This window comes from Rhodococcus sp. 114MFTsu3.1, from assembly GCF_000383555.1.
GTDB classification, from domain to species: Bacteria; Actinomycetota; Actinomycetes; order Mycobacteriales; family Mycobacteriaceae; genus Rhodococcoides; species Rhodococcoides fascians_E.
In genome coordinates this window covers 310590-328787 of record NZ_KB911544.1, presented here as the reverse complement: position 1 = coordinate 328787, position 18198 = coordinate 310590, and the positions used below count along the sequence as shown (strand labels likewise).

At 65.5% G+C, this 18198-nt stretch carries 15 protein-coding genes; 8 read left to right on the top strand and 7 right to left on the bottom strand.

Features of this window, described 5'->3' with window-relative positions; genetic code table 11:
- Positions 1-55 precede the first annotated feature (55 nt).
- From H292_RS0101525 to H292_RS0101515, 3 genes are read right to left on the bottom strand one after another with little or no spacing between them, the layout of a single operon-like run.
- On the bottom strand, positions 56-2110 hold the full coding sequence (locus H292_RS0101525; RefSeq protein WP_020110205.1) for a PTS fructose transporter subunit IIABC: 2055 nt from the start codon (positions 2108-2110) through the stop codon (positions 56-58).
- Positions 2111-2120: 10 nt separating this feature from the next.
- Positions 2121-3137, bottom strand: coding sequence for a 1-phosphofructokinase family hexose kinase (locus H292_RS0101520; RefSeq protein ID WP_019664094.1), 1017 nt, complete (start codon positions 3135-3137; stop codon positions 2121-2123).
- Positions 3134-3901, bottom strand: a complete 768-nt coding sequence (locus H292_RS0101515) for a DeoR/GlpR family DNA-binding transcription regulator (RefSeq protein ID WP_020110204.1) — start codon at positions 3899-3901, stop codon at positions 3134-3136. Before H292_RS0101515 ends, H292_RS0101520 begins: the two co-directional genes overlap by 4 nt.
- Positions 3902-4089: 188 nt before the next feature.
- Between H292_RS0101515 and ptsP the strand changes: the two genes are divergently transcribed.
- From ptsP to H292_RS0101500, 3 genes are all read left to right on the top strand, one after another.
- A complete protein-coding gene (ptsP, locus tag H292_RS0101510) occupies positions 4090-5799 on the top strand; it encodes a phosphoenolpyruvate--protein phosphotransferase (protein ID WP_020110203.1) in 1710 nt (569 codons plus the stop codon).
- A 23-nt stretch (positions 5800-5822) separates the two neighbouring features.
- Positions 5823-7088, top strand: coding sequence for a uracil-xanthine permease family protein (locus H292_RS0101505; RefSeq protein ID WP_020110202.1), 1266 nt, complete (start codon positions 5823-5825; stop codon positions 7086-7088).
- 101 nt (positions 7089-7189) lie between these two features.
- Positions 7190-8332 carry an acyl-CoA dehydrogenase family protein gene (locus H292_RS0101500; protein WP_019664090.1) on the top strand — a complete coding sequence of 381 codons (1143 nt, stop codon included), beginning with the start codon at positions 7190-7192 and terminating at the stop codon, positions 8330-8332.
- Between the two features lie 128 nt (positions 8333-8460).
- Here the strand turns inward: H292_RS0101500 and lexA are convergent, their stop codons facing one another.
- Entirely contained in the window at positions 8461-9159 is a 699-nt protein-coding gene (gene lexA / locus H292_RS0101495; protein ID WP_019664089.1) for a transcriptional repressor LexA, read from the bottom strand.
- 438 nt (positions 9160-9597) lie between these two features.
- On the opposite strand from lexA, the gene H292_RS0101490 reads away from it, so the two are divergent.
- Together H292_RS0101490 and nrdR are read left to right on the top strand one after the other, a co-directional pair.
- On the top strand, positions 9598-10011 hold the full coding sequence (locus H292_RS0101490) for a hypothetical protein (RefSeq protein ID WP_020110201.1): 414 nt from the start codon (positions 9598-9600) through the stop codon (positions 10009-10011).
- 127 nt (positions 10012-10138) lie between these two features.
- The gene (gene nrdR / locus H292_RS0101485; RefSeq protein WP_026347603.1) at positions 10139-10603 is read left to right on the top strand and encodes a transcriptional regulator NrdR; all 465 of its coding nucleotides are present in this window, start codon (positions 10139-10141) and stop codon (positions 10601-10603) included.
- A gap of 11 nt (positions 10604-10614) precedes the next feature.
- Here nrdR and hrpA read toward each other — a convergent pair whose 3' ends face one another.
- Positions 10615-14514 (bottom strand): ATP-dependent RNA helicase HrpA, encoded by a 3900-nt coding sequence (gene hrpA, locus H292_RS0101480; RefSeq protein WP_027498545.1) that lies wholly within the window; start codon positions 14512-14514, stop codon positions 10615-10617.
- 84 nt (positions 14515-14598) lie between these two features.
- Between hrpA and H292_RS0101475 the strand changes: the two genes are divergently transcribed.
- A complete protein-coding gene (locus tag H292_RS0101475) occupies positions 14599-15243 on the top strand; it encodes a Pr6Pr family membrane protein (protein WP_019664085.1) in 645 nt (214 codons plus the stop codon).
- Positions 15244-15253: 10 nt separating this feature from the next.
- The gene (locus H292_RS0101470; RefSeq protein ID WP_019664084.1) at positions 15254-16513 is read left to right on the top strand and encodes an aminotransferase family protein; all 1260 of its coding nucleotides are present in this window, start codon (positions 15254-15256) and stop codon (positions 16511-16513) included.
- Here the strand turns inward: H292_RS0101470 and H292_RS0101465 are convergent.
- Positions 16497-16721 carry a hypothetical protein gene (locus H292_RS0101465; protein ID WP_019664083.1) on the bottom strand — a complete coding sequence of 75 codons (225 nt, stop codon included), beginning with the start codon at positions 16719-16721 and terminating at the stop codon, positions 16497-16499. The genes H292_RS0101470 and H292_RS0101465 overlap by 17 nt on opposite strands.
- 139 nt (positions 16722-16860) lie before the next feature.
- Between H292_RS0101465 and H292_RS0101460 the strand changes: the two genes are divergently transcribed.
- Positions 16861-17523, top strand: a complete 663-nt coding sequence (locus H292_RS0101460) for a hypothetical protein (RefSeq protein ID WP_019664082.1) — start codon at positions 16861-16863, stop codon at positions 17521-17523.
- Here H292_RS0101460 and H292_RS0101455 read toward each other — a convergent pair.
- Positions 17513-18190 carry a PhzF family phenazine biosynthesis protein gene (locus H292_RS0101455; protein WP_020110199.1) on the bottom strand — a complete coding sequence of 226 codons (678 nt, stop codon included), beginning with the start codon at positions 18188-18190 and terminating at the stop codon, positions 17513-17515. The two genes, H292_RS0101460 and H292_RS0101455, sit on opposite strands and share 11 nt — an antisense overlap.
- Positions 18191-18198 lie beyond the last annotated feature (8 nt).

Here is an 18198-nt window from a genome sequence, read left to right as displayed (position 1 = left end):
GAAGTGCTCCTTCTTCGTTGGGTGGTCAGGCGGTGATGATCAGGGGGGGTGACGATCAAGCGGTGACGAGGTCGGGGTCGATGGCTGCTTCCGAGGGGGCGTTCTTGCCCTTGGCGAACTGCTTGGCCGCAATCACGAGCACGGCGGCGACGATCGTGCCGACTGCGAGGGCCAGCAGGAACCACAGGATGCCACCGACGGCGAAGAACACGAAGATGCCGCCGTGCGGAGCGCTGAGCGTGACGTCCATCGCCATGATGAGCGCACCGGTCACTGCGCCGCCCGCCATCATCGACGGAATCACGCGAAGTGGGTCGGCGGCCGCGAACGGAATCGCACCTTCGGAGATGAACGCTGCACCGAGGAACCAGGCGGCCTTGCCGTTCTCGCGTTCGGCTTCGGTGAAGATCTTCGGGCGTACGGCCGACGCGAGAGCCAGAGCGAGCGGCGGCACCATGCCGGCGGCCATCACGGCAGCCATGATGCGCAGCGATGCGGTGTCGGTGACCGACAGGCCTGCAGTGGCGAATGCGTACGCGGCCTTGTTGACCGGGCCACCGAGGTCGAAGCACATCATCAGTCCGAGGATGATGCCGAGGATGATGATGGAGCTACCCGACAGGCCGTTGAGCCAGTTGGTCAGTCCGCTGGTGATGGCGGCGAGCGGCTTGCCGAGCACGAGGAACATGATGCCGCCGACGATCAGCGTCGCGAACAGCGGAATGATGACGACCGGCATCAAGCCACGAAGCAGAGCCGGGATTTTCCACCTGCTGATCCACAGCGCGACGAAACCGGCGATCAGACCACCGACGAGGCCACCGATGAAGCCTGCGCCCACCAGGACGGCCACGGCGCCAGCCGTGAACCCTGGTGCAAGACCGGGCCTGTCGGCAATGGCGTACGAGATGTAACCGGCCAATGCGGGAACCAGGAAGCTGAAGGACAGCGCGCCGATCTGGAAGAGAACAGCTCCGAGGTAGATCTTCAGACCACCGTCGGGCAACGCGGTGAGCGAGTTGTTGACGACGATGTCCTCGGCGCTCTCGGAGATGGTGTACCCACCGAGCAGGAAGCCGAGTGCGATGAGCAGACCGCCCGCCGCAACGAACGGAATCATGTAACTGACACCGGTCAGCAGGATCTGCCGAATGCGTGTGCCCCATCCGAGTTCGCCTGCGCCGGAGGACGCGGTGCCCGGATCGGCTGCCGTGCCGGAGACACGGGCCGCGTTCGGATCGTTCGATGCGCGCAGAGCTTCCGTGACCATCACGTCGGGCTCGTTGATGGCGCGTTTGACTCCGGACGAGATCACCGGCTTGCCGGCGAAGCGCTCCTTACCCTTGACCCCGACATCCGTGGCGAAGATGACCGCTTCCGCGCTCGCGATCAGCGCCGGGTCGAGCGGCGTGCTTCCGCTCGAGCCCTGAGTTTCCACGTGCACCGTCACACCGGCACGATCACCGGCAGCGACAAGCGAATCCGCGGCCATGTACGTGTGGGCGATACCCGTCGGGCACGCCGTGACAGCGACGATGTGCTTGGGCGTATCCGCGGCGGCGGCGTCGGGAACCTCGGGAGCGGAGTGCTTGGCAGTACTCACCGTGGCCCCGGCAGCAGGGGCAGCGGCGGCCTTGGGCGCGGGGTTGATGACACCGTCGACGAGAGCGACGACGTCCGCGGCCGTCGGAGCCTCGCGCAGAGACGTCACGAACTCCGGCTTGACCAGCGCCCTGGCCAGGCTGGAGAGCAGCTTCATGTGCGCCGAACCCGCACCGGCCGGCGCCGCGATGAGGAAGACCAGATCGGCCGGGCCGTCGGGCGCACCGAAATCGACCTTCGGGTTCAGACGGGCGAATCCGAGCGACGCCGTCGTCACGGCCTCGGCGCGACAGTGGGGGATGGCGATGCCGCCCGGCAGGCCCGTCGCCGACTGCGCTTCGCGGGCCAGAGCGGCGTCACGCAGCGGTTCGGCGTCGGTGGCGCGCCCGGCGTCGGCGAGCACGTTCGAAAGCCGAGCGATGACAGCGTCTTTCGATTCACCGAGGTCCGCGTCGAGGACTATGAGGTCCTCCGCGATGATCGCGGGATCGTTGGTTGGTGTGGACATGACGTCGCTCCTACGAGGTGAGGGTCTTCGAGCTGGGGGAGGGCTGTGGGTCGAGTGAGTTCGGTGACTGCACTGCTTGGACGGTCACCGAGTCGGGACGAGTCTGTTCGGGGGTGGGAAGGGTGGTGCCGGGTAGAGCCGTCGCCGCGGTGCCGTACGCCACTGCTCGACGGATCAGGTCGGCGGGTGGGCATCGCTCTATATCGGCGAGGATGTAGCCGGCGAGGGACGAATCTCCCGCGCCGACGGTGCTGATCGCGTCGATCTTGGGGGGCGAGGCGAACCACGCGCCCTCCTGGGTCACCAGGACCGCTCCCGCGCTGCCCAAGGTGGCGAGCACCGCACCGACGCCGCGCTCCAACAGGATTCGACTCGCGTCGATCGCCGCGGTCGGATCCCCCGCGGCTGCCGCACGCTCGAGGTTCTCGGCATCCGCTCCGGTGAGCTGCGAGAGCTCCTCGGAGTTGGGCTTGATCAGGTCCGGCGCGGAATGGGGGAACGACGCAGCGAGCGCGAGAAGCGGTGCATCCGAGGTGTCCACGGCAACCTTGCACGCCGTCGTGGACTTCAGTGCTGCTACGAGTTCCCCGTACCAGCCGACAGGTATGCCCGGGGGAAGCGATCCCGACAGTGCCACCCAGGTTGCATCTCGTCCCAGGTCGACGACCGTCTCGAACAGTTCTGTCCTGGCGGCCTCGGACAACTCGGCGCCCGGCTCGTTGATCTTGGTCGTGACGCCACCGGGCTCGCTGACGGTGATGTTGGTCCGAGCGAGCGCGCCCGTCGGGACGGCGCAATAGCGGACGCCCCGGGCGGACAGAGCCTCGAGCAACGGGTCGTGCTCGGATGCGGGAAGCACCGCCATGGCCTGCACGCCGGAAGCGGTGAGCACCCTGGCCACGTTGACGCCTTTGCCTCCCGGATCGCTCACCGACGCGCGCGCTCGATGTACGCCACCGCGCGCGAGCTCGGTATCCAACACCACCGTGCGGTCGATACTGGGGTTGGCGGTCAGTGTGACGATCATGCGATCACCACCTCGATTCCGTTGTCGGTCAAACTCTTACGATCGGATACCTCGATCTGGGCGTCCGTCACCACGACGTCGATGTTCTCGAGCCGGGCGAAGCTGACCAGATGCTCGCGGCCGATCTTGGACGAATCGGCAAGGACGACCACATGATTGGCAGAGCGCACCATCGCACGTTTCACGGCGGCCTCGTCGCTGTCCGGGGTCGACAGGCCGTGCCCGAGACTGAGTGCGTTCGTTCCGATGAACGCCACGTCCACCCGCAGCCACTCCAGCGATGTCAGTGCTTCCTCGCCGACGGCCGCCTGTGTCGCACCTCGAACTCGGCCCCCCAGCATACGAAGGCTGATTCCGGACAGGGGTGCAACTCTCGCTGCGATCGGAACGGAGTTGGTGACCAGGGTGAGCTCACGGTCGGGGCCGATCAACGCGGCCAATCGGCCCGTTGTGGTTCCGGCGTCCATTACGACGCTGCCTCCCGAACCCGGGAGGTACTCGACCGCGGCGGCAGCGATCGCATCCTTCTGTTCGGCTCGCGTGTATTCACGTTCACCGACGCCGGGTTCGGTGACCGTCAGAGCCGACGCGGGCACCGCACCGCCGTGAACGCGCCGAACGACACCGAGGCGATCCAGCATCGCCAGGTCCCGGCGAACGGTCTCCGTGGTGACCCCGAACGAGGTGGACAGATCGGCCACCGAGACACGTCCACGACTGGTGATCAGCTCTGCAATCGATTGTTGACGTTCCTCTGCGTACATCCGTTCCTCCTCTCCGTCGTGCGTACGGGCTGGGCTCTGATCCGATTACGTGTTGGTTTATGTTGTTTTACGCCCGTATCTGTTGACATGTCAAGAGCAAAGAGTAATCTGAGTCACAACAAGTCGATAACAGCGGATACGGACACACGCCCACTTCGCCGCGCGCACTTTTCGTTCAAGGAGGACACATGACGGGATCGCACCTCGCCGAGAACCGGGAGACCGGAGCAGCACTGGCCGGTTCGGCGGTTCTGACCGGCACGCCCGTCGTACCCGGAGTCGGCTACGGCCCGGTGATCAGGCCCGGCGGCCGGCCGGACGTGCCCGTCGACGACACGGTGCTGGACGAGCAGGCGCGCGGGCCCGAACTCGAGAAGTTCCGTGAGGCGACGTCCGTGGTGGCCGGTCGGCTTCGGGGCCGGGCAGAGTTGGCCACCGGAGCGGCATCGGAGGTGCTCTCGGCCAACGCGGCCATGGCTCAGGACCGCGGCTGGCTGAAAGCTGCCGAGAAGCACATCGCTGCGGGATCGTCCGCGACGTCGGCGACCAATGCCGCGACCGAACAATTCGTATCGATGTTCACCAAGCTCGGCGGCCTGATGGCCGAGCGCGTCACCGACCTGCGTGACGTCCGTGATCGGGTCGTCGCGCAGATACTCGGATCGCCGGAACCGGGCGTGCCGGCCCCGACGGTTCCGTCCATCCTTCTCGCCGACGACTTGGCGCCGGCCGACACCGCCGGGCTCGACCCCGACTTCGTCGTCGGGCTCGCGACGTCACTCGGCGGACCGACCAGTCATACCGCGATCATCGCCCGCCAGCTCGGAATCCCGTGTGTCGTAGCCGTGTCCGGTCTCGACGACGTGGCCGAGGGCACGCCCGTGGTGGTCGACGGCATAGCCGGCAGGATCGTGCTCGACCCGGACGCGGCGCTGGCGACACAGGCCGTCGCCGACGCGCGGGCAGAACTGGATCGTGTGTCGCGGTGGGCCGGACCGGGTTCGACATCGGACGGACACCTCGTGGACATCCTCGCCAACGTCCAGGACGGTGCCGGTGCCCGCGCGGCTCGCCGGACCGCGGCCGAAGGCATCGGACTGTTCCGCACCGAACTCTGCTTCCTCGACCGCGACGTGGAGCCGACGGCCGAGGAGCAGGCGGAGATCTACGGTGAGGTGCTCGACGCCTTCGCCGGCCACAAGGTGGTCGTCAGAACCCTCGATGCGGGCTCGGACAAGCCGTTGCGGTTCGCGAACCACGCCGACGAGGCCAACCCTGCCCTCGGAATCCGCGGTATTCGAATCGCCGCGCAGGACAGGGGAATTCTGCTTCGCCAGCTCGACGGAATCGCCGCCGCCGCGACAGCGACGGGGTCGACGCCGTGGGTCATGGCCCCGATGATCGCGACCGCGGCCGAAGCGGCAGCGTTCGCCGACGACGTGCGGGCACGCGGGTTGAAGCCCGGTGTGATGATCGAGATTCCCGCCGCGGCGTTGATGGCCGAGCACATTCTCGAACACGTCGACTTCCTGTCGATCGGTACCAACGACCTCGCGCAGTACACGATGGCTGCGGACCGGATGTCGCCGCAGCTGGCCGACCTCACCGATCCGTGGCAGCCGGCGGTCATCGCGCTCGTCGCCCACACGGCGAAGGCGGGTGCCGCAGCGGGCAAGCCCGTCGGGGTGTGCGGTGAGGCCGCGGCAGACCCACTGCTGGCGTGTGTGTTGGTGGGTCTGGGGGTCACCTCGCTGTCCGCGGCGTCCGCCGCCGTGGCGCACGTCGGGGCGAAATTGTCCTCCGTCACGCTCGACCAGTGCCGTGCCGCTGCCGACGCCGCCCTGAAAACGGACAGCTCGGCCGCGGCTCGTGCGGCGGTCACCGCGCTTCTGGCGTGAATGCCCTCTAGGATTCACTGCTTGTGAGTCGAAACTTCGGATGGACCCTGCACGGCGACGGAAAGACGCCCTCCGCGGGCGCAGTCGTGGCGCCCGACGAGCGGCTGTCATGGCCTCGCACGGTGGGTATCGGCATGCAGCACGTGATCGCGATGTTCGGCGCGACACTGCTGGTGCCGACGGTGACCGGGTTCCCGGTCACGACGACGCTGCTGTTCTCCGGAATCGGCACCGCCTTGTTCCTGATCATCACGCGGGGCCGGATCCCCAGCTACCTCGGTTCGTCGTTCGCGTTCATCGCACCGCTCAGCGCAGCGCAGGCGGATGGTCCGGCAGCTCAGCTCGGCGCCGTCATGTCCGTCGGAATCGTTTTGGCCGCAGTCGGATTCGTCGTGAAATTCGCAGGCGGGCGAGTGATCGAAGCAGTCATGCCGCCCGTCGTGACGGGTGCCGTGGTGGTGCTCATCGGCCTGAACCTCGCCCCCGCGGCGACATCGTCCTTCGAGGCGCAACCACTTGTCGCGGCAGTCACCCTGATCGCCATTCTCGTGGTGACCGTGGCCGGTCCAGGACTCCTCGGCCGCCTGGGCATTCTCGTCGGAGTCGTCATCGGCTGGGTGTTCGCGGCGGTGGTCGGACAGATCGACGCAGCGAAACTCGACGCCATGAAGGCCGCCTCGTGGATCGGAATGCCCGAGTTCCGTGGACCCACGTTCGAGCTGTCCGTCGTTCTGATCGCCCTGCCCGTGGTCATCGTTCTCGTCGCCGAGAACGTAGGCCACGTCAAAGCAGTGTCCGCGATGACGGGGAAGTCGCTCGACGACCTCGCAGGAGACGCACTCATCGCCGACGGGCTGGCCACGACGCTCGCGGGCGCCGCGGGAGGTTCTGGAACGACCACCTACGCCGAGAACATCGGGGTCATGGCCGCCACCCGCGTGTACTCCACAGCCGCGTACTGGGTCGCAGCCGTCACGGCAATCGTGCTCGCGTTCTCCCCGAAGTTCGGCGCACTCGTGTTCACGGTTCCCGACGGCGTCATCGGCGGCGCCACGCTCGTCCTCTACGGACTCATCGGCCTACTGGGAGTCCGGATCTGGTCCGACAACAAGGTCGACTTCACCGACCCGGTCAACCTCACCGTCGTCGCGGCCGCACTGGTCGCGGGAATCGGCGATTTGACCTTGACCATCGGATCGGTCGACCTCGGCGGCATCGCATGGGGCTCGGTGGGCATCCTCGTCGGCTATCCGGCTCTGCGCGCACTCAGCCGGCTCGCTACCCGCTAGTTCGGTCACCGATCCTGCGCGGCTCGGTCATCGACCGAGGTCGGGCGCGGTCGTAGTGTCGAGGGAACGCACGACAAGTGTCACCCTCGAAGGAGTAACCCGTGGACCGCACCCTGTTCGAACCCGAGCACGACCTCTTCCGCGAGTCGTACCGAAAGTTCCTGGACCAGCACGTCGCCCCCAACCATGCGCGCTGGGAAGAGCAGAACATCGTCGACCGTGACGTCTGGGTGGAAGCTGGCAAGCAAGGCTTCCTGGGAACGGCAGCGCCCGAGGAGTTCGGCGGCGGCGGGGTCAAGGACTTCCGGTACAACGCCATCGTCACCGAGGAAACCACCCGCGGCGGATACAGCGGAATCGGGTTCACCCTGCACAACGACGTCGTCGCGCCCTACTTGATCGAGCTCACCAACGACGAGCAGAAACAGCGCTGGCTCCCCGGATTCTGCTCAGGCGAACTCATCACCGCGATCGCCATGACCGAGCCCGGTACCGGCAGTGATCTGCAGGGAATCAAGACCCGCGCAGTTCGCGACGGGGACGAGTGGGTCCTGAACGGATCCAAGACCTTCATCACCAACGGCATCAACGCCGACCTCGTCATCGTCGTCGCGTGTACCGACCCGGAGAAGGGTGCGCAGGGCTTCAGCCTGCTGGTCGTCGAACGCGACATGCCAGGCTTCGAACGCGGACGCAACCTCGACAAGATCGGCATGAAAGCCCAGGACACCGCCGAGCTCAGCTTCACCGACGTTCGAGTCCCCGCAGCCAACCTCCTCGGCGAAGAAGGCATGGGCTTCATCTACCTGATGCAGAACCTGCCGCAGGAGCGCCTGTCGATCGCCGTCGTCGCAGCCGCAGCCATGGAATCCGCGCTGGACATGACCATCCAGTACTGCCGGGACCGCAAAGCGTTCGGCAAGTCCATCGGCAAATTCCAGAACACCCGCTTCGTGCTCGCCGAACTGGCCACGGAAACGACCGCGACACGCATCATGGTCGACAAGTTCATCGAACTCCTCAACGCCGGCACGCTCACCGTGCAGGAAGCCGCCATGGCGAAATGGTGGACAACCGAGAACCAGGTCAAGCTGATCGACAGATGCCTACAGCTGCACGGCGGCTACGGATACATGAAGGAATACCCGATCGCCAAGGCCTACATGGATTCTCGTGTGCAGACCATCTACGGTGGCACCACGGAAATCATGAAGGAGATCATCGGCCGAGGACTGGACCTCTGACCCCGTCGTAACCCCGAGCGCGCGCCGCCGCACCCCCTGAACGGAGCGAACGTGACGTTCGGTCACTTGAAGTGACCGAACGCTACGTTCGCTCCGTGTCGGTACGGGGGTGGTGGAACGAGCGCTGTTCAGAGCTTGCGCATCACGGTGACGACCTTGCCCAGGATCGCTGCGTCGTTGCCGGGGATGGGCTCGAACAAGGGGTTGTGCGGCATCAACCAGACATCACCCTTGGTTCGTTTGAACGTCTTGACGGTTGCTTCGCCCTCGATCATGGCCGCGACGATGTCGCCGTTGTCCGCGACGCTCTGCTGACGCACGACAACCCAGTCTCCGTCGCAGATCGCGGCATCGATCATGGATTCGCCGACGACTTTCAGCAGGAACAGGGACCCCTGGCCCACCAGTTCGCGGGGGAGCGGGAACACGTCTTCGACGGCTTCCTCGGCGAGGATGGGTCCACCCGCGGCGATTCGTCCGAGAACGGGCACGAAAGTCGGCGTGGGCAGCTGGTCCTCGGACGGAGCAGAACCGTCGGCGACTGCAGCCGCGTGATCCGCTTGCACCTCGTCGAGCCCCCGCACATCGACGGCCCGAGGACGATTGGCGTCTCGGCGGAGGAAGCCCTTGCGCTCGAGCGTGCGCAGCTGGTGTGCCACGGACGATGTGGACGTGAGCCCGACGGCATCGCCGATCTCGCGGATGCTCGGTGGATATCCCCGCTCGGTGACCGACGCCCGGATCACCTCGAGCACTTTGCGCTGACGCTCGGTGAGTCCGGCGTTGATATCCGTTCCCTCGCCCTCGAACGCCTTCGCCGTCGGCACGGCAGCAGGCTTGCCCGCCGCAGCCTTGCCGGCCGCACTTTTCGTCGCCGCGGTTTTCGGCGCAGCGGGCTTCCCAGCAGTCTTACCGTTCGACCCCGTGCCATTCGACCCCGTGCCATTCGACCCCGTGCCATTCGACCCCGTGCCATTCGACCCAGTAGAGGTCTCGTCTTTCATTCGTGCGTCCTCCTGCGTGATGCGTGCGTGTGCCGGAACTCGAACGTGCTCGAAGACCAGAACGCGTGGGATGGATGTGACGTGTGGTTTCTGACACGAACTTAGCCCGTAATCGCTGTTGGATCAAACATCTGTTCGATCCGTGTCGCGTTTTCTACTGACTTTGTCGGAGGTGCGTGATAGAACTTTCGAACAAGCGTTCATCGAACGCCTGATCGAATAGCGTTCGAATCCACGTCTCGTTCGACACCGGAGGTTCCGATGAGCATCACCACCGAGCGGCCCGTCCGTACGGAGCAGCACCAGCAGACTCGCCGTGCTGTCAGTACCCGTCAGACTGCGTCGCAGCGTCGTGCGGCGATGCAACGTCGGCGTCGTGTCGGCGCGTCCGCGGTGCGCGGCGGCCAGCACGACCGGCGGGCCGAGGGGTGCGCGGACCAGGCGCATCGTAGCCAGCGCATCACCGTGCTCGGCGCGGTGGCGGGAGTGGTGGGGACCGCACTGGTGCTGTTGGCGCTCGTCGGAATGGCGAACCTGCGCGCATCGTCGCTCGAATCGGTTTCTGCGCCTTCTGTTGCCACGGTCCAGGTCCAGAGCGACACGGTATTGGGCGACACGGTATCGGGCGACACGGTCTCGAACGGCACGGTCGTCAGCAGCACAGTAGGTCCGTAGCGCTGTGTTGTGTCTGCCTCGTCTGTCAGGGGACGGAGCCGGTTCGGTTCCGCTCCGAGTATCCTCGAAGCCTGCGCCTCCTGTGTGCCGTTCGGGGGTGCGTGACGGCTACGACGGAGGCTCAACCATGCATTGCCCGTTCTGCAGGCACCCCGACTCGCGCGTGGTGGATTCGCGGGAAGCAGACGAGGGCCAGGCTATTCGTCGTCGTCGTTCGTGCCCGGAATGTGGACGTCGGTTCACCACGGTGGAGACGGCGGTGCTGGCGGTGGTGAAGCGCAGTGGGGTGACGGAGCCCTTCTCTCGGGAAAAGGTAGTCAAGGGTGTGCGACGCGCATGCCAGGGCCGCGATGTCGACAACGATGCGTTGAATCTTCTGTCGCAGCAGGTCGAGGACGCGGTTCGAGCGTCGGGATCGGCCGAGATCCCCAGCCACGAGGTCGGTCTGGCCATTCTCGGCCCCCTGCGTGACCTCGACGAGGTCGCGTACCTGAGGTTTGCGTCGGTGTACCGCTCGTTCAGCTCAGCCGAGGATTTCGAAAAGGAAATCCTCGATCTTCGTGCGCACCGGCAGGCTGCGGCGGTCGACTGACGCTCGCCGGGTCACGATCGTGCCGCGACCTCCATGGCCCGCACGAGACGCTTCTCCGACACCGGATAGGCCGTGCGGATGCTCTGCGCGAACAGGCCGACTCGCAGTTCTTCGATCATCCAGAACACATCCTGCACCGCTGAAGTGTGGTGTTTGGTCTCCGGTAGCGAGCGGAGCATCCTGTCGTATGCCTCGTACACGCGGTCGAGGACGTCCATCCCTGCATCGTCACGTCCGGCACTGCTCGGCAGAGATTTCAGGCGTGCCGTCGCGGCGTCGAGATAGCGCGGGATATGGACGAGGCGCGTCGATCCGAACTCGAACACGAAACCGTCGAACACCAGTGAGGACAGCTGTTCTCGTACATCGTCGGCCGCGTCGCCCTGTAGAGGATCCAGTACGGAACGCAGTTCCAGTGCTGCGGTGAGAATCGGCCGGACCAGTCCGAGTATCTCGCTGGTTCGTCGAGCGGTGTCGGCACCGACCGCGGCGGCGAGAGCCGCGAACTTCTCGGGAGACCGGACAGGACCTCCGTGCGCGGTCATCGACTCGTCGACAGCAGTTTTCCTGCAGTCGTCGAGCAGGCTTTCGATGCTGCCGTAGGGGTTCTGGCCGAGGGCCAGTCGTTCACGCGTCGGGATGCCGGCAAGCAACGCCTTCGTGCCTCGTGGTGCCGACTCCAGAAGAAGTGCGCGCGTCCCTTCCCGCATCGCGGCGCGCTGAGCAGCTGGGGTGCTGAGAACACGGACGGCCACGCCGCCGTCCTCCCGGATGAGGGCGGGATATCCGGTCACCGTCTGTCCCGCGACCGATGTGGAGACCGTTGCGTCCAAGGTTCCCAGTGTCGACGACGTCCATGCCAGGGTCGCCGGTCGCTCGGCTGCACCCACCGCGCTCGCGACTTCACGATCGACGCGGGGCGCCAGTGCTTTTCGCAGTGCAACCAGGTCCTTGTTCGATCCGAGCGTCTTGCCGTCGGTGTCGACCGCAACGAACGTCATCCTCAGATGTGCGGGCAGAGAACCCAGATCGACATCGTCCGGGTCGATGCGTGTGGACCCCAGCCGCGAGAGTTCACGAGCCAGTGCTGTCACGATCGGCTCCGAGCGCGGTTTCATCGACGCCAGAGCGGCAGAGGCGAAGTCGGGTGCAGGAACGACGGTGCGCCGTTGGGCCTTGGGGAGAAGTTTGATCAAGGCCGTGACCAGTTCTGCGCGCATACCGGGCACGAGCCAGTCGAACCCAACCGGCTGGACCTGTGCGAGAAGTGCGATCGGGATCCTGGCCGTGACACCGTCGGCTTCGGACCCCGGTTCGAACTGATAGGTGAGGGGGAAGAGGATCTCTCCCTGTCGCCACGCATCGGGGTAATCACCGCCGAGAACCGACGCCGCGTCAGCATTCACCACCGTCTCGGTGGTGAAGTCGAGAAGATCGGGTGTACTCCGGCGAGTTTTCTTCCACCAGGTGTCGAAGTGACGAGCGGACACGGCCTCCGCGCCGATCCGTGCGTCGTAGAAGTCGAACAGTGCATCGTCGTCGACGACGATGTCGCGGCGGCGGGCCTTGTTCTCCAACTCGCCTGCGTCGTCCAGCAACTCACGGTTCCTGTGGAAGAACGGGTGCTGAGTCTTCCACTCACCTTGTACGAGTGCGTGCCGGATGAACAGCTCGCGTGACGCCTCCGGGTCGACGGTGTGATAGTTGACGGGCCTGCCCGCGACCAGTGGGATGCCGTAGAGGGTGACGCGCTCGTAGGCCATTGCGGATTGGCGTTTGGTGGACCAGTGCGGTTCCGAGTACGTGCGCTTGACCAGATGCGGTGCGAGCCTCTCGGCCCACTCCGGTTCGATTCGCGCTGCCATTCGGCCCCACAACCGTCCGGTCTCCACGAGTTCGGCCGCCATCACCCAGCGCGGAGGGTTCTTGAACAGTCCACTGCCGGGGAACACCGCGAAGTGAGTGCCGCGCGCACCGAGGAATTCTCGTTTGTCACCCTCGCGAAGGCCGATGTGCGACAGCAGACCCGAGAGAAGAGACTGGTGCAGAGCTGTCGGGGTCGACGGCGAATCGGGGATGCTCCACCCCATCCCTCGGGTGATCTGCCGCAGTTGACCGTGCAGGTCCTGCCATTCCCTGATGCGCAGGTAGTGCAGGAACTCGGCGCGGCACATTCTGCGGAACTGGTTGGAGGACAGATCGGTTCGCCGGTCCCGAAGGTACTTCCACAACTCGACGTACGCCAGGAAGTCCGAATTGGGGACGGCGAAGCGCGCATGCTGTTCGTCGGCGGCCTGCTGGTGTTCGGTGGGACGCTCCCGTACGTCCTGGATGGACAATGCCGACACGACGACGAGAGCATCGGCGAGTGCCCCGGTGTTGTTGGCTTCCACCAACATCCGACCCATTCGAGGATCCACGGGCAGAGCCGCGAGCTCGCGCCCGATGGGCGTGAGCTCCGATTCGCCGGTTCCGCTGGACGGTTTCAGCGCACCGAGCTCCTCGAGCAGGCCGATTCCGTCGCGAATGCTGCGGGGGTCGGGCGCTTCGACGAACGGGAACTCCTGGATCTTCCCCAGACCGAGGGACGTCATCTGCAGGATGACCGACGCCAGGTTGGTCCGCAGGATCTCCGGCTCGGTGAACTGGGGACGGGACTCGAAGTCGTCCTCCGAATAGAGCCGGATGCAGATTCCGTCGGCGACGCGTCCACACCGGCCTGCCCGCTGCCTGGCGGACGCCTGGGAGATGGGCTCGATCGGCAGCCGTTGGACTTTGGTCCGTAGTGAATAGCGGGAGATGCGTGCTGTTCCAGGGTCCACCACGTACCGGATGCCCGGAACCGTCAACGACGTCTCCGCGACGTTGGTGGACAACACGACTCGTCGGCCCGTGTGCTGGGTGAACACTCGATGCTGCTCGGCCGCCGACAGGCGCGCATACAGTGGCACTATCTCGGTTCCGCGGAACTGTCTCTCGCGCAGCGCATCCGCGGTGTCACGAATCTCGCGCTCGCCGGAGAGGAACACCAGGATGTCGCCGTCGCCCTCGCCGATCAGCTCGGCGACGGCGTCGCACGTGGCGTCGACGGGATCGAGATCCACGGTGCTGTCGTCGACATCGATGGACAGCGGACGGTACCGCATCTCCACGGGGAACGTGCGGCCGGACACTTCGACGATGGGCGCCGCAACGCCGTCCCGTGCGAAGTGCTGGGCGAACCGTTCCGGGTCGATGGTGGCGGAGGTGATGATCACCTTCAGATCCGGGCGGCGGGGGAGGAGCTGAGCCAGATAGCCGAGGATGAAGTCGATGTTGAGGCTGCGTTCGTGTGCCTCGTCGATGATGAGCGTGTCGTACTGCCGCAGAAGACGGTCACGTTGGATCTCGGCCAGCAGAATGCCGTCCGTCATGAGCTTCACGAGCGTCGAATCCGACGACTGATCGGTGAACCGGACCTTGTAGCCCACCGACTCACCGATCGATTCGCCGACTTCCTCGGCGATGCGTTCGGCGACGGTCCGTGCTGCGAGACGACGAGGCTGCGTGTGCCCGATCGATCCTCTGATGCCGCGTCCCAGTTCCAAGCAGATCTTGGGTATCTGTGTCGTCTTGCCCGATCCCGTTTCACCGGCAACTATCACGACCTGGTTGTTCGCGATGGCGTCGGCGATGTCGTTCTTGCGGAGACTGACAGGCAGTGACTCGGGATACTCGATACGGGGCAGCGCCGCGCGCCGGTTCGCGACCACCGCTTCCGCCTTCGCGACCTCACGTTCGACGGTGTCGACGGCGTCGGGTGTGCGGGCGCGGTCGAGTCTGCGACGCAGCCGGTGTTCGTCCCGAATCGAGACGTCGGCCAATCTGGTCGACAGTGCGCGACGACGTTCTGCGGTGGATGAGGTAGACATGCTGGCACAAGGATAGTTGCTGCAGCGTCCGCGGTGTCGGCGCGGTACACACCGATGGGTCGTCGGCCTGTGCAAAGATCGGCTATGCCTACCGATTCCACGTCGATAGTAATCAGAATTGCGAGGGTCGGGTTCGCTCTTCTGACAGCCGCAGCCCTGGCGACGATTCTCGCGAAAGGTGTCGGGACCGAAGGTTTCTCGGTCGCGAACTATTTCAGTTACTTCACCGTCCTGAGCAACGTGCTGACCGTCGTGGTGCTGGGTATCGGCGGCATCGTCGATCCTCCAGGCGAGGGATGGCAGTTGTTCCGGGGTGCCGTGACGCTGTACATGGTGATCACCGGGATCATCTATGCCGTTCTTCTGGCGAACATCGACGTCGGTGTCGCGGATCCGTGGACCAACAACGTGGTGCACAGAATCATGCCGGTGGTCCTGCTTCTCGACTGGGTGATCGTTCCCGCACGCAAGCGGATCTCGGAGGCGCGGTCTCTTCTGTGGCTGCTGTTTCCCCTCGTCTACGGGATCTACAGCCTGATTCGAGGCCCGATCGTCGACTGGTACCCCTACCCGTTCCTCGACCCCCGAGGGCAAGGTTATGTCGCGCTCGTCATCGGACTGGTGGTGCTGACCGTGGCATTCGTGTTGATGGCACTCGCCGTGAACGCCGTCGGCCGACTCGGCAGCAGATGGCGACTCGGCAGTGGCGCGGACGACCGCAGTGACTAGGCTTCGGAGCATGTCTTCCGCGACCGAACCGAGTTTCGAATCCAGACACTCCGCGCTGTGGCACGGTTTCGCCGACATGGGCGCAGTCACCGCGTCCGGGCCGTTCGTCGTCGCCCGCGGTGACGGCGCCTACATCTACGACCGCGACGGTAACGAGTACCTCGACGCCACCGCCGGACTCTGGTTCACCAACGTCGGGCACGGTCGTCGCGAGATCGCCGACGCGGTCGCGACCCAACTGTCTTCTCTTGCGCACTACTCCAACTTCGGAGACTTCGTGCCGGAGACCACGTCGGTCCTCGCCGAGCGTCTCGCCGAGATCGCACCGGTCGCAGGCAGCAAGATCTTCTTCACCTCGGGCGGATCCGACTCGATCGATACCGCGGCCAAGCTGGCTCGGCGCTACTGGCACGAGGTGGGCAGGCCCGAGAAGACGCTGATCGTGGGGCGGCAGAAGGCATATCACGGTATGCACGTCGCAGGTACCTCTCTCGCCGGCATTCCGGTCAACCACGAGAACTACGGCACGCTGATGCCCGACGCCAGGACTGTCGCGTGGGACGACGCGAAGAGCCTGTTGGCGCTGATCGAGGAAGTGGGGTCCGACAAGGTCGCTGCCTTCTTCTGCGAACCCATCATCGGCGCCGGTGGCGTCTACCTGCCGCCGGACGGCTACCTGGCGGAGGTCAGGCAGATCTGCCGAGACAACGACGTGCTGTTCGTCGCGGACGAGGTCGTCACCGGGTTCGGCCGGATCGGCGGATCGTGGTTCGCGTCCTCTCGGTTCGATCTCGCACCGGATCTGATGACCACCGCCAAAGGGCTCACCTCGGGATACGTTCCGATGGGCGCAGTGTTCATCGCCCCACAGATCGCCGAGCCGTTCTTCGCAGGCGGAGCCTGGTGGAGGCACGGGTACACCTACGGCGGCCACGCCGGTGCGGCCGCCGCGGCCCTCGCCAACCTCGACATCGTCGAACGCGAGAACCTCCTGCAGGAATCCGCCCGCCTGGAGTCGTCGTTGCACACCTACCTCGCGCCGCTCGCCGATCACCCGCGTGTTCAGGAAGTGCGCAGTGGGCTCGGTGCGGTGGCGGCGATCCAGCTCGCCGATCCAGCCGAAGCATTGCCGTTCGTCAAGACACTCCGCGAGCACGGAGTGTCCGGCCGCGCAGCCGGACAGGGAGCCATGCAGATCTCGCCGGCGTTCGTCATGACCGACGCCCAGGTGCAGGAGCTCGCGACTCGAATTCTCAGCGCGCTCGGCTGAATTTCGCCCGAAGGCGCTGCCCGCGAGTCGGTGTGGGCAGCGGCGGCGGCGGTTCGGTTTCCGCAGCCTCGGCGAACCGACGGTGCAACTGCGCGCGCACCTCGTCCGGTGCGTAGGCGCGGCGAGTGCGCTCCGACTTCACGACGAGTGCTCCGGTTGCCGCAACACCGACGACGCCCGCAAGGCCGAGTACCTTCCACAGCTTCATCGCCTCACCGTACTGGGATCGGGGGCCGGGAGTGGAGCCGGCAGGAACGACCCAGGAAGGCCGGGAGTGGAGCCGGCAGGAACGACCCATGAAGGCCGGGAGTGGAGCCGACAGGAGCGATCCCTTTACGCTGGGTCTCATGACTGTTTCGTCGATTTCGCTCGACACTGCTGTCGATGCCACTCGGACCGGTGACATCTGGATCTTCCGTGGGCATTCGGCGGCCGATCGTGCGATACAGACGTTGACCAACAGTCCGGTGAACCACGTCGGAATGGCCGTGGTCGTCGACGATCTACCCCCGCTGATGTGGCATGCCGAGCTGGGGAAGACGCTGCAGGACATGTGGACGGGCAACTTTCAGCGCGGGGTCCAGTTGCACGACCTACGGGCGGCGGTGCTGCAGTGGTCCGACAAGTACGCGCAGCGATGCTGGCTGCGGCAGTTGAGTGAGCCCGTGACCCGCGAGCAGGAGGATGCGCTGATGCGCACCATCGCGCGGATGGACGGAACAGCGTTCCCGACGACGGCGAAGTTGGCGGGCAGTTGGTTCAAGGGACGGGTACCGACGTTTCGTCGCCGATCCCGCGAGGACGAGGCCGCCGGATCCGCGGCCCTCGAAACCGCGTATTGCGCGGAAGTGGTTGCGATGACGTACGACTCGATGGGGTTGCTGACGGGCAACAAGAAGGCGAACTGGTTCGACCCCGGAAAGTTCTGGAGCGGCGATCGACTCCCTCTCGTGCCCGGCGTCACGCTGGGCGACGAGATCTTCGTCGACGTGTCCGCCGTCACACGCTGATGGTGTTCTCCGAAACGGTGCGGCCGCCCAGCTCGATCCAGTCCCCGTCGCGACCGGTGACGAGAACGGAACCGCGTCCCTGAGCGACGACGAGTCCTCGTCCGAGTACTCCGGTGATCCAGACTGCCGCCGAGCCGGTGGCCTCGTCCTCGGCAATTCCCATGCTGGGTGCGAACATTCGTGACCTGATGTGCCCTGCGCCTTCGTCCGTCCAGGCCCAGGCGTAGTGGTGATCGTCGGTGAACGACGCGGCATCGAGTTCGTCGACGTCGGCAGCGGAGTCCAGGTGATGCTCGACGAAGTGGGGCGTCCACTCGGGCTTGGCTCTGACCCAGGACACGTCACCGTCGTAGCGGACCGCGAGATCGGAAGCGGGTACGGTCAACACGTCGATCGGGGTGCCCTGTGCGCGCAGCCACCACGACAGTCCGACCGTGGGATGCCCGGCGAACGGCAGTTCCTGCGCCGGGGCGTAGATGGTCGCCTCGGCGCGAGCCGGATCGCTCGAACTACGGCTGTAGAAGATGGTTTCGCTGAATCCCAATCGATGCGCCAGTGCCTGTCGTTCGTTCTCGGGGACGTCCTGGGCGTCGACGATTCCCAGGGGATTGCCGTGGTTGCCGTCCTGATCGGTGAACACTCGCACTACCGACACGTCGATACCCATGGCGGCAG

Bases quoted from the DNA above. Each gene is read 5' to 3' on its own strand.
- H292_RS0101525 (WP_020110205.1), bottom strand. From the start codon at position 2,110: ATGTCCACACCAACCAACGATCCCGCGATCATCGCGGAGGACCTCATA.
- H292_RS0101520 (WP_019664094.1), bottom strand. From the start codon at position 3,137: ATGATCGTCACACTGACCGCCAACCCCAGTATCGACCGCACGGTGGTG.
- H292_RS0101515 (WP_020110204.1), bottom strand. From the start codon at position 3,901: ATGTACGCAGAGGAACGTCAACAATCGATTGCAGAGCTGATCACCAGT.
- ptsP (WP_020110203.1), top strand. From the start codon at position 4,090: ATGACGGGATCGCACCTCGCCGAGAACCGGGAGACCGGAGCAGCACTG.
- H292_RS0101490 (WP_020110201.1), top strand. From the start codon at position 9,598: ATGAGCATCACCACCGAGCGGCCCGTCCGTACGGAGCAGCACCAGCAG.
- nrdR (WP_026347603.1), top strand. From the start codon at position 10,139: ATGCATTGCCCGTTCTGCAGGCACCCCGACTCGCGCGTGGTGGATTCG.
- hrpA (WP_027498545.1), bottom strand. From the start codon at position 14,514: ATGTCTACCTCATCCACCGCAGAACGTCGTCGCGCACTGTCGACCAGA.
- H292_RS0101475 (WP_019664085.1), top strand. From the start codon at position 14,599: ATGCCTACCGATTCCACGTCGATAGTAATCAGAATTGCGAGGGTCGGG.
- H292_RS0101470 (WP_019664084.1), top strand. From the start codon at position 15,254: ATGTCTTCCGCGACCGAACCGAGTTTCGAATCCAGACACTCCGCGCTG.
- H292_RS0101465 (WP_019664083.1), bottom strand. From the start codon at position 16,721: ATGAAGCTGTGGAAGGTACTCGGCCTTGCGGGCGTCGTCGGTGTTGCG.
- H292_RS0101460 (WP_019664082.1), top strand. From the start codon at position 16,861: ATGACTGTTTCGTCGATTTCGCTCGACACTGCTGTCGATGCCACTCGG.
- H292_RS0101455 (WP_020110199.1), bottom strand. From the start codon at position 18,190: ATGGGTATCGACGTGTCGGTAGTGCGAGTGTTCACCGATCAGGACGGC.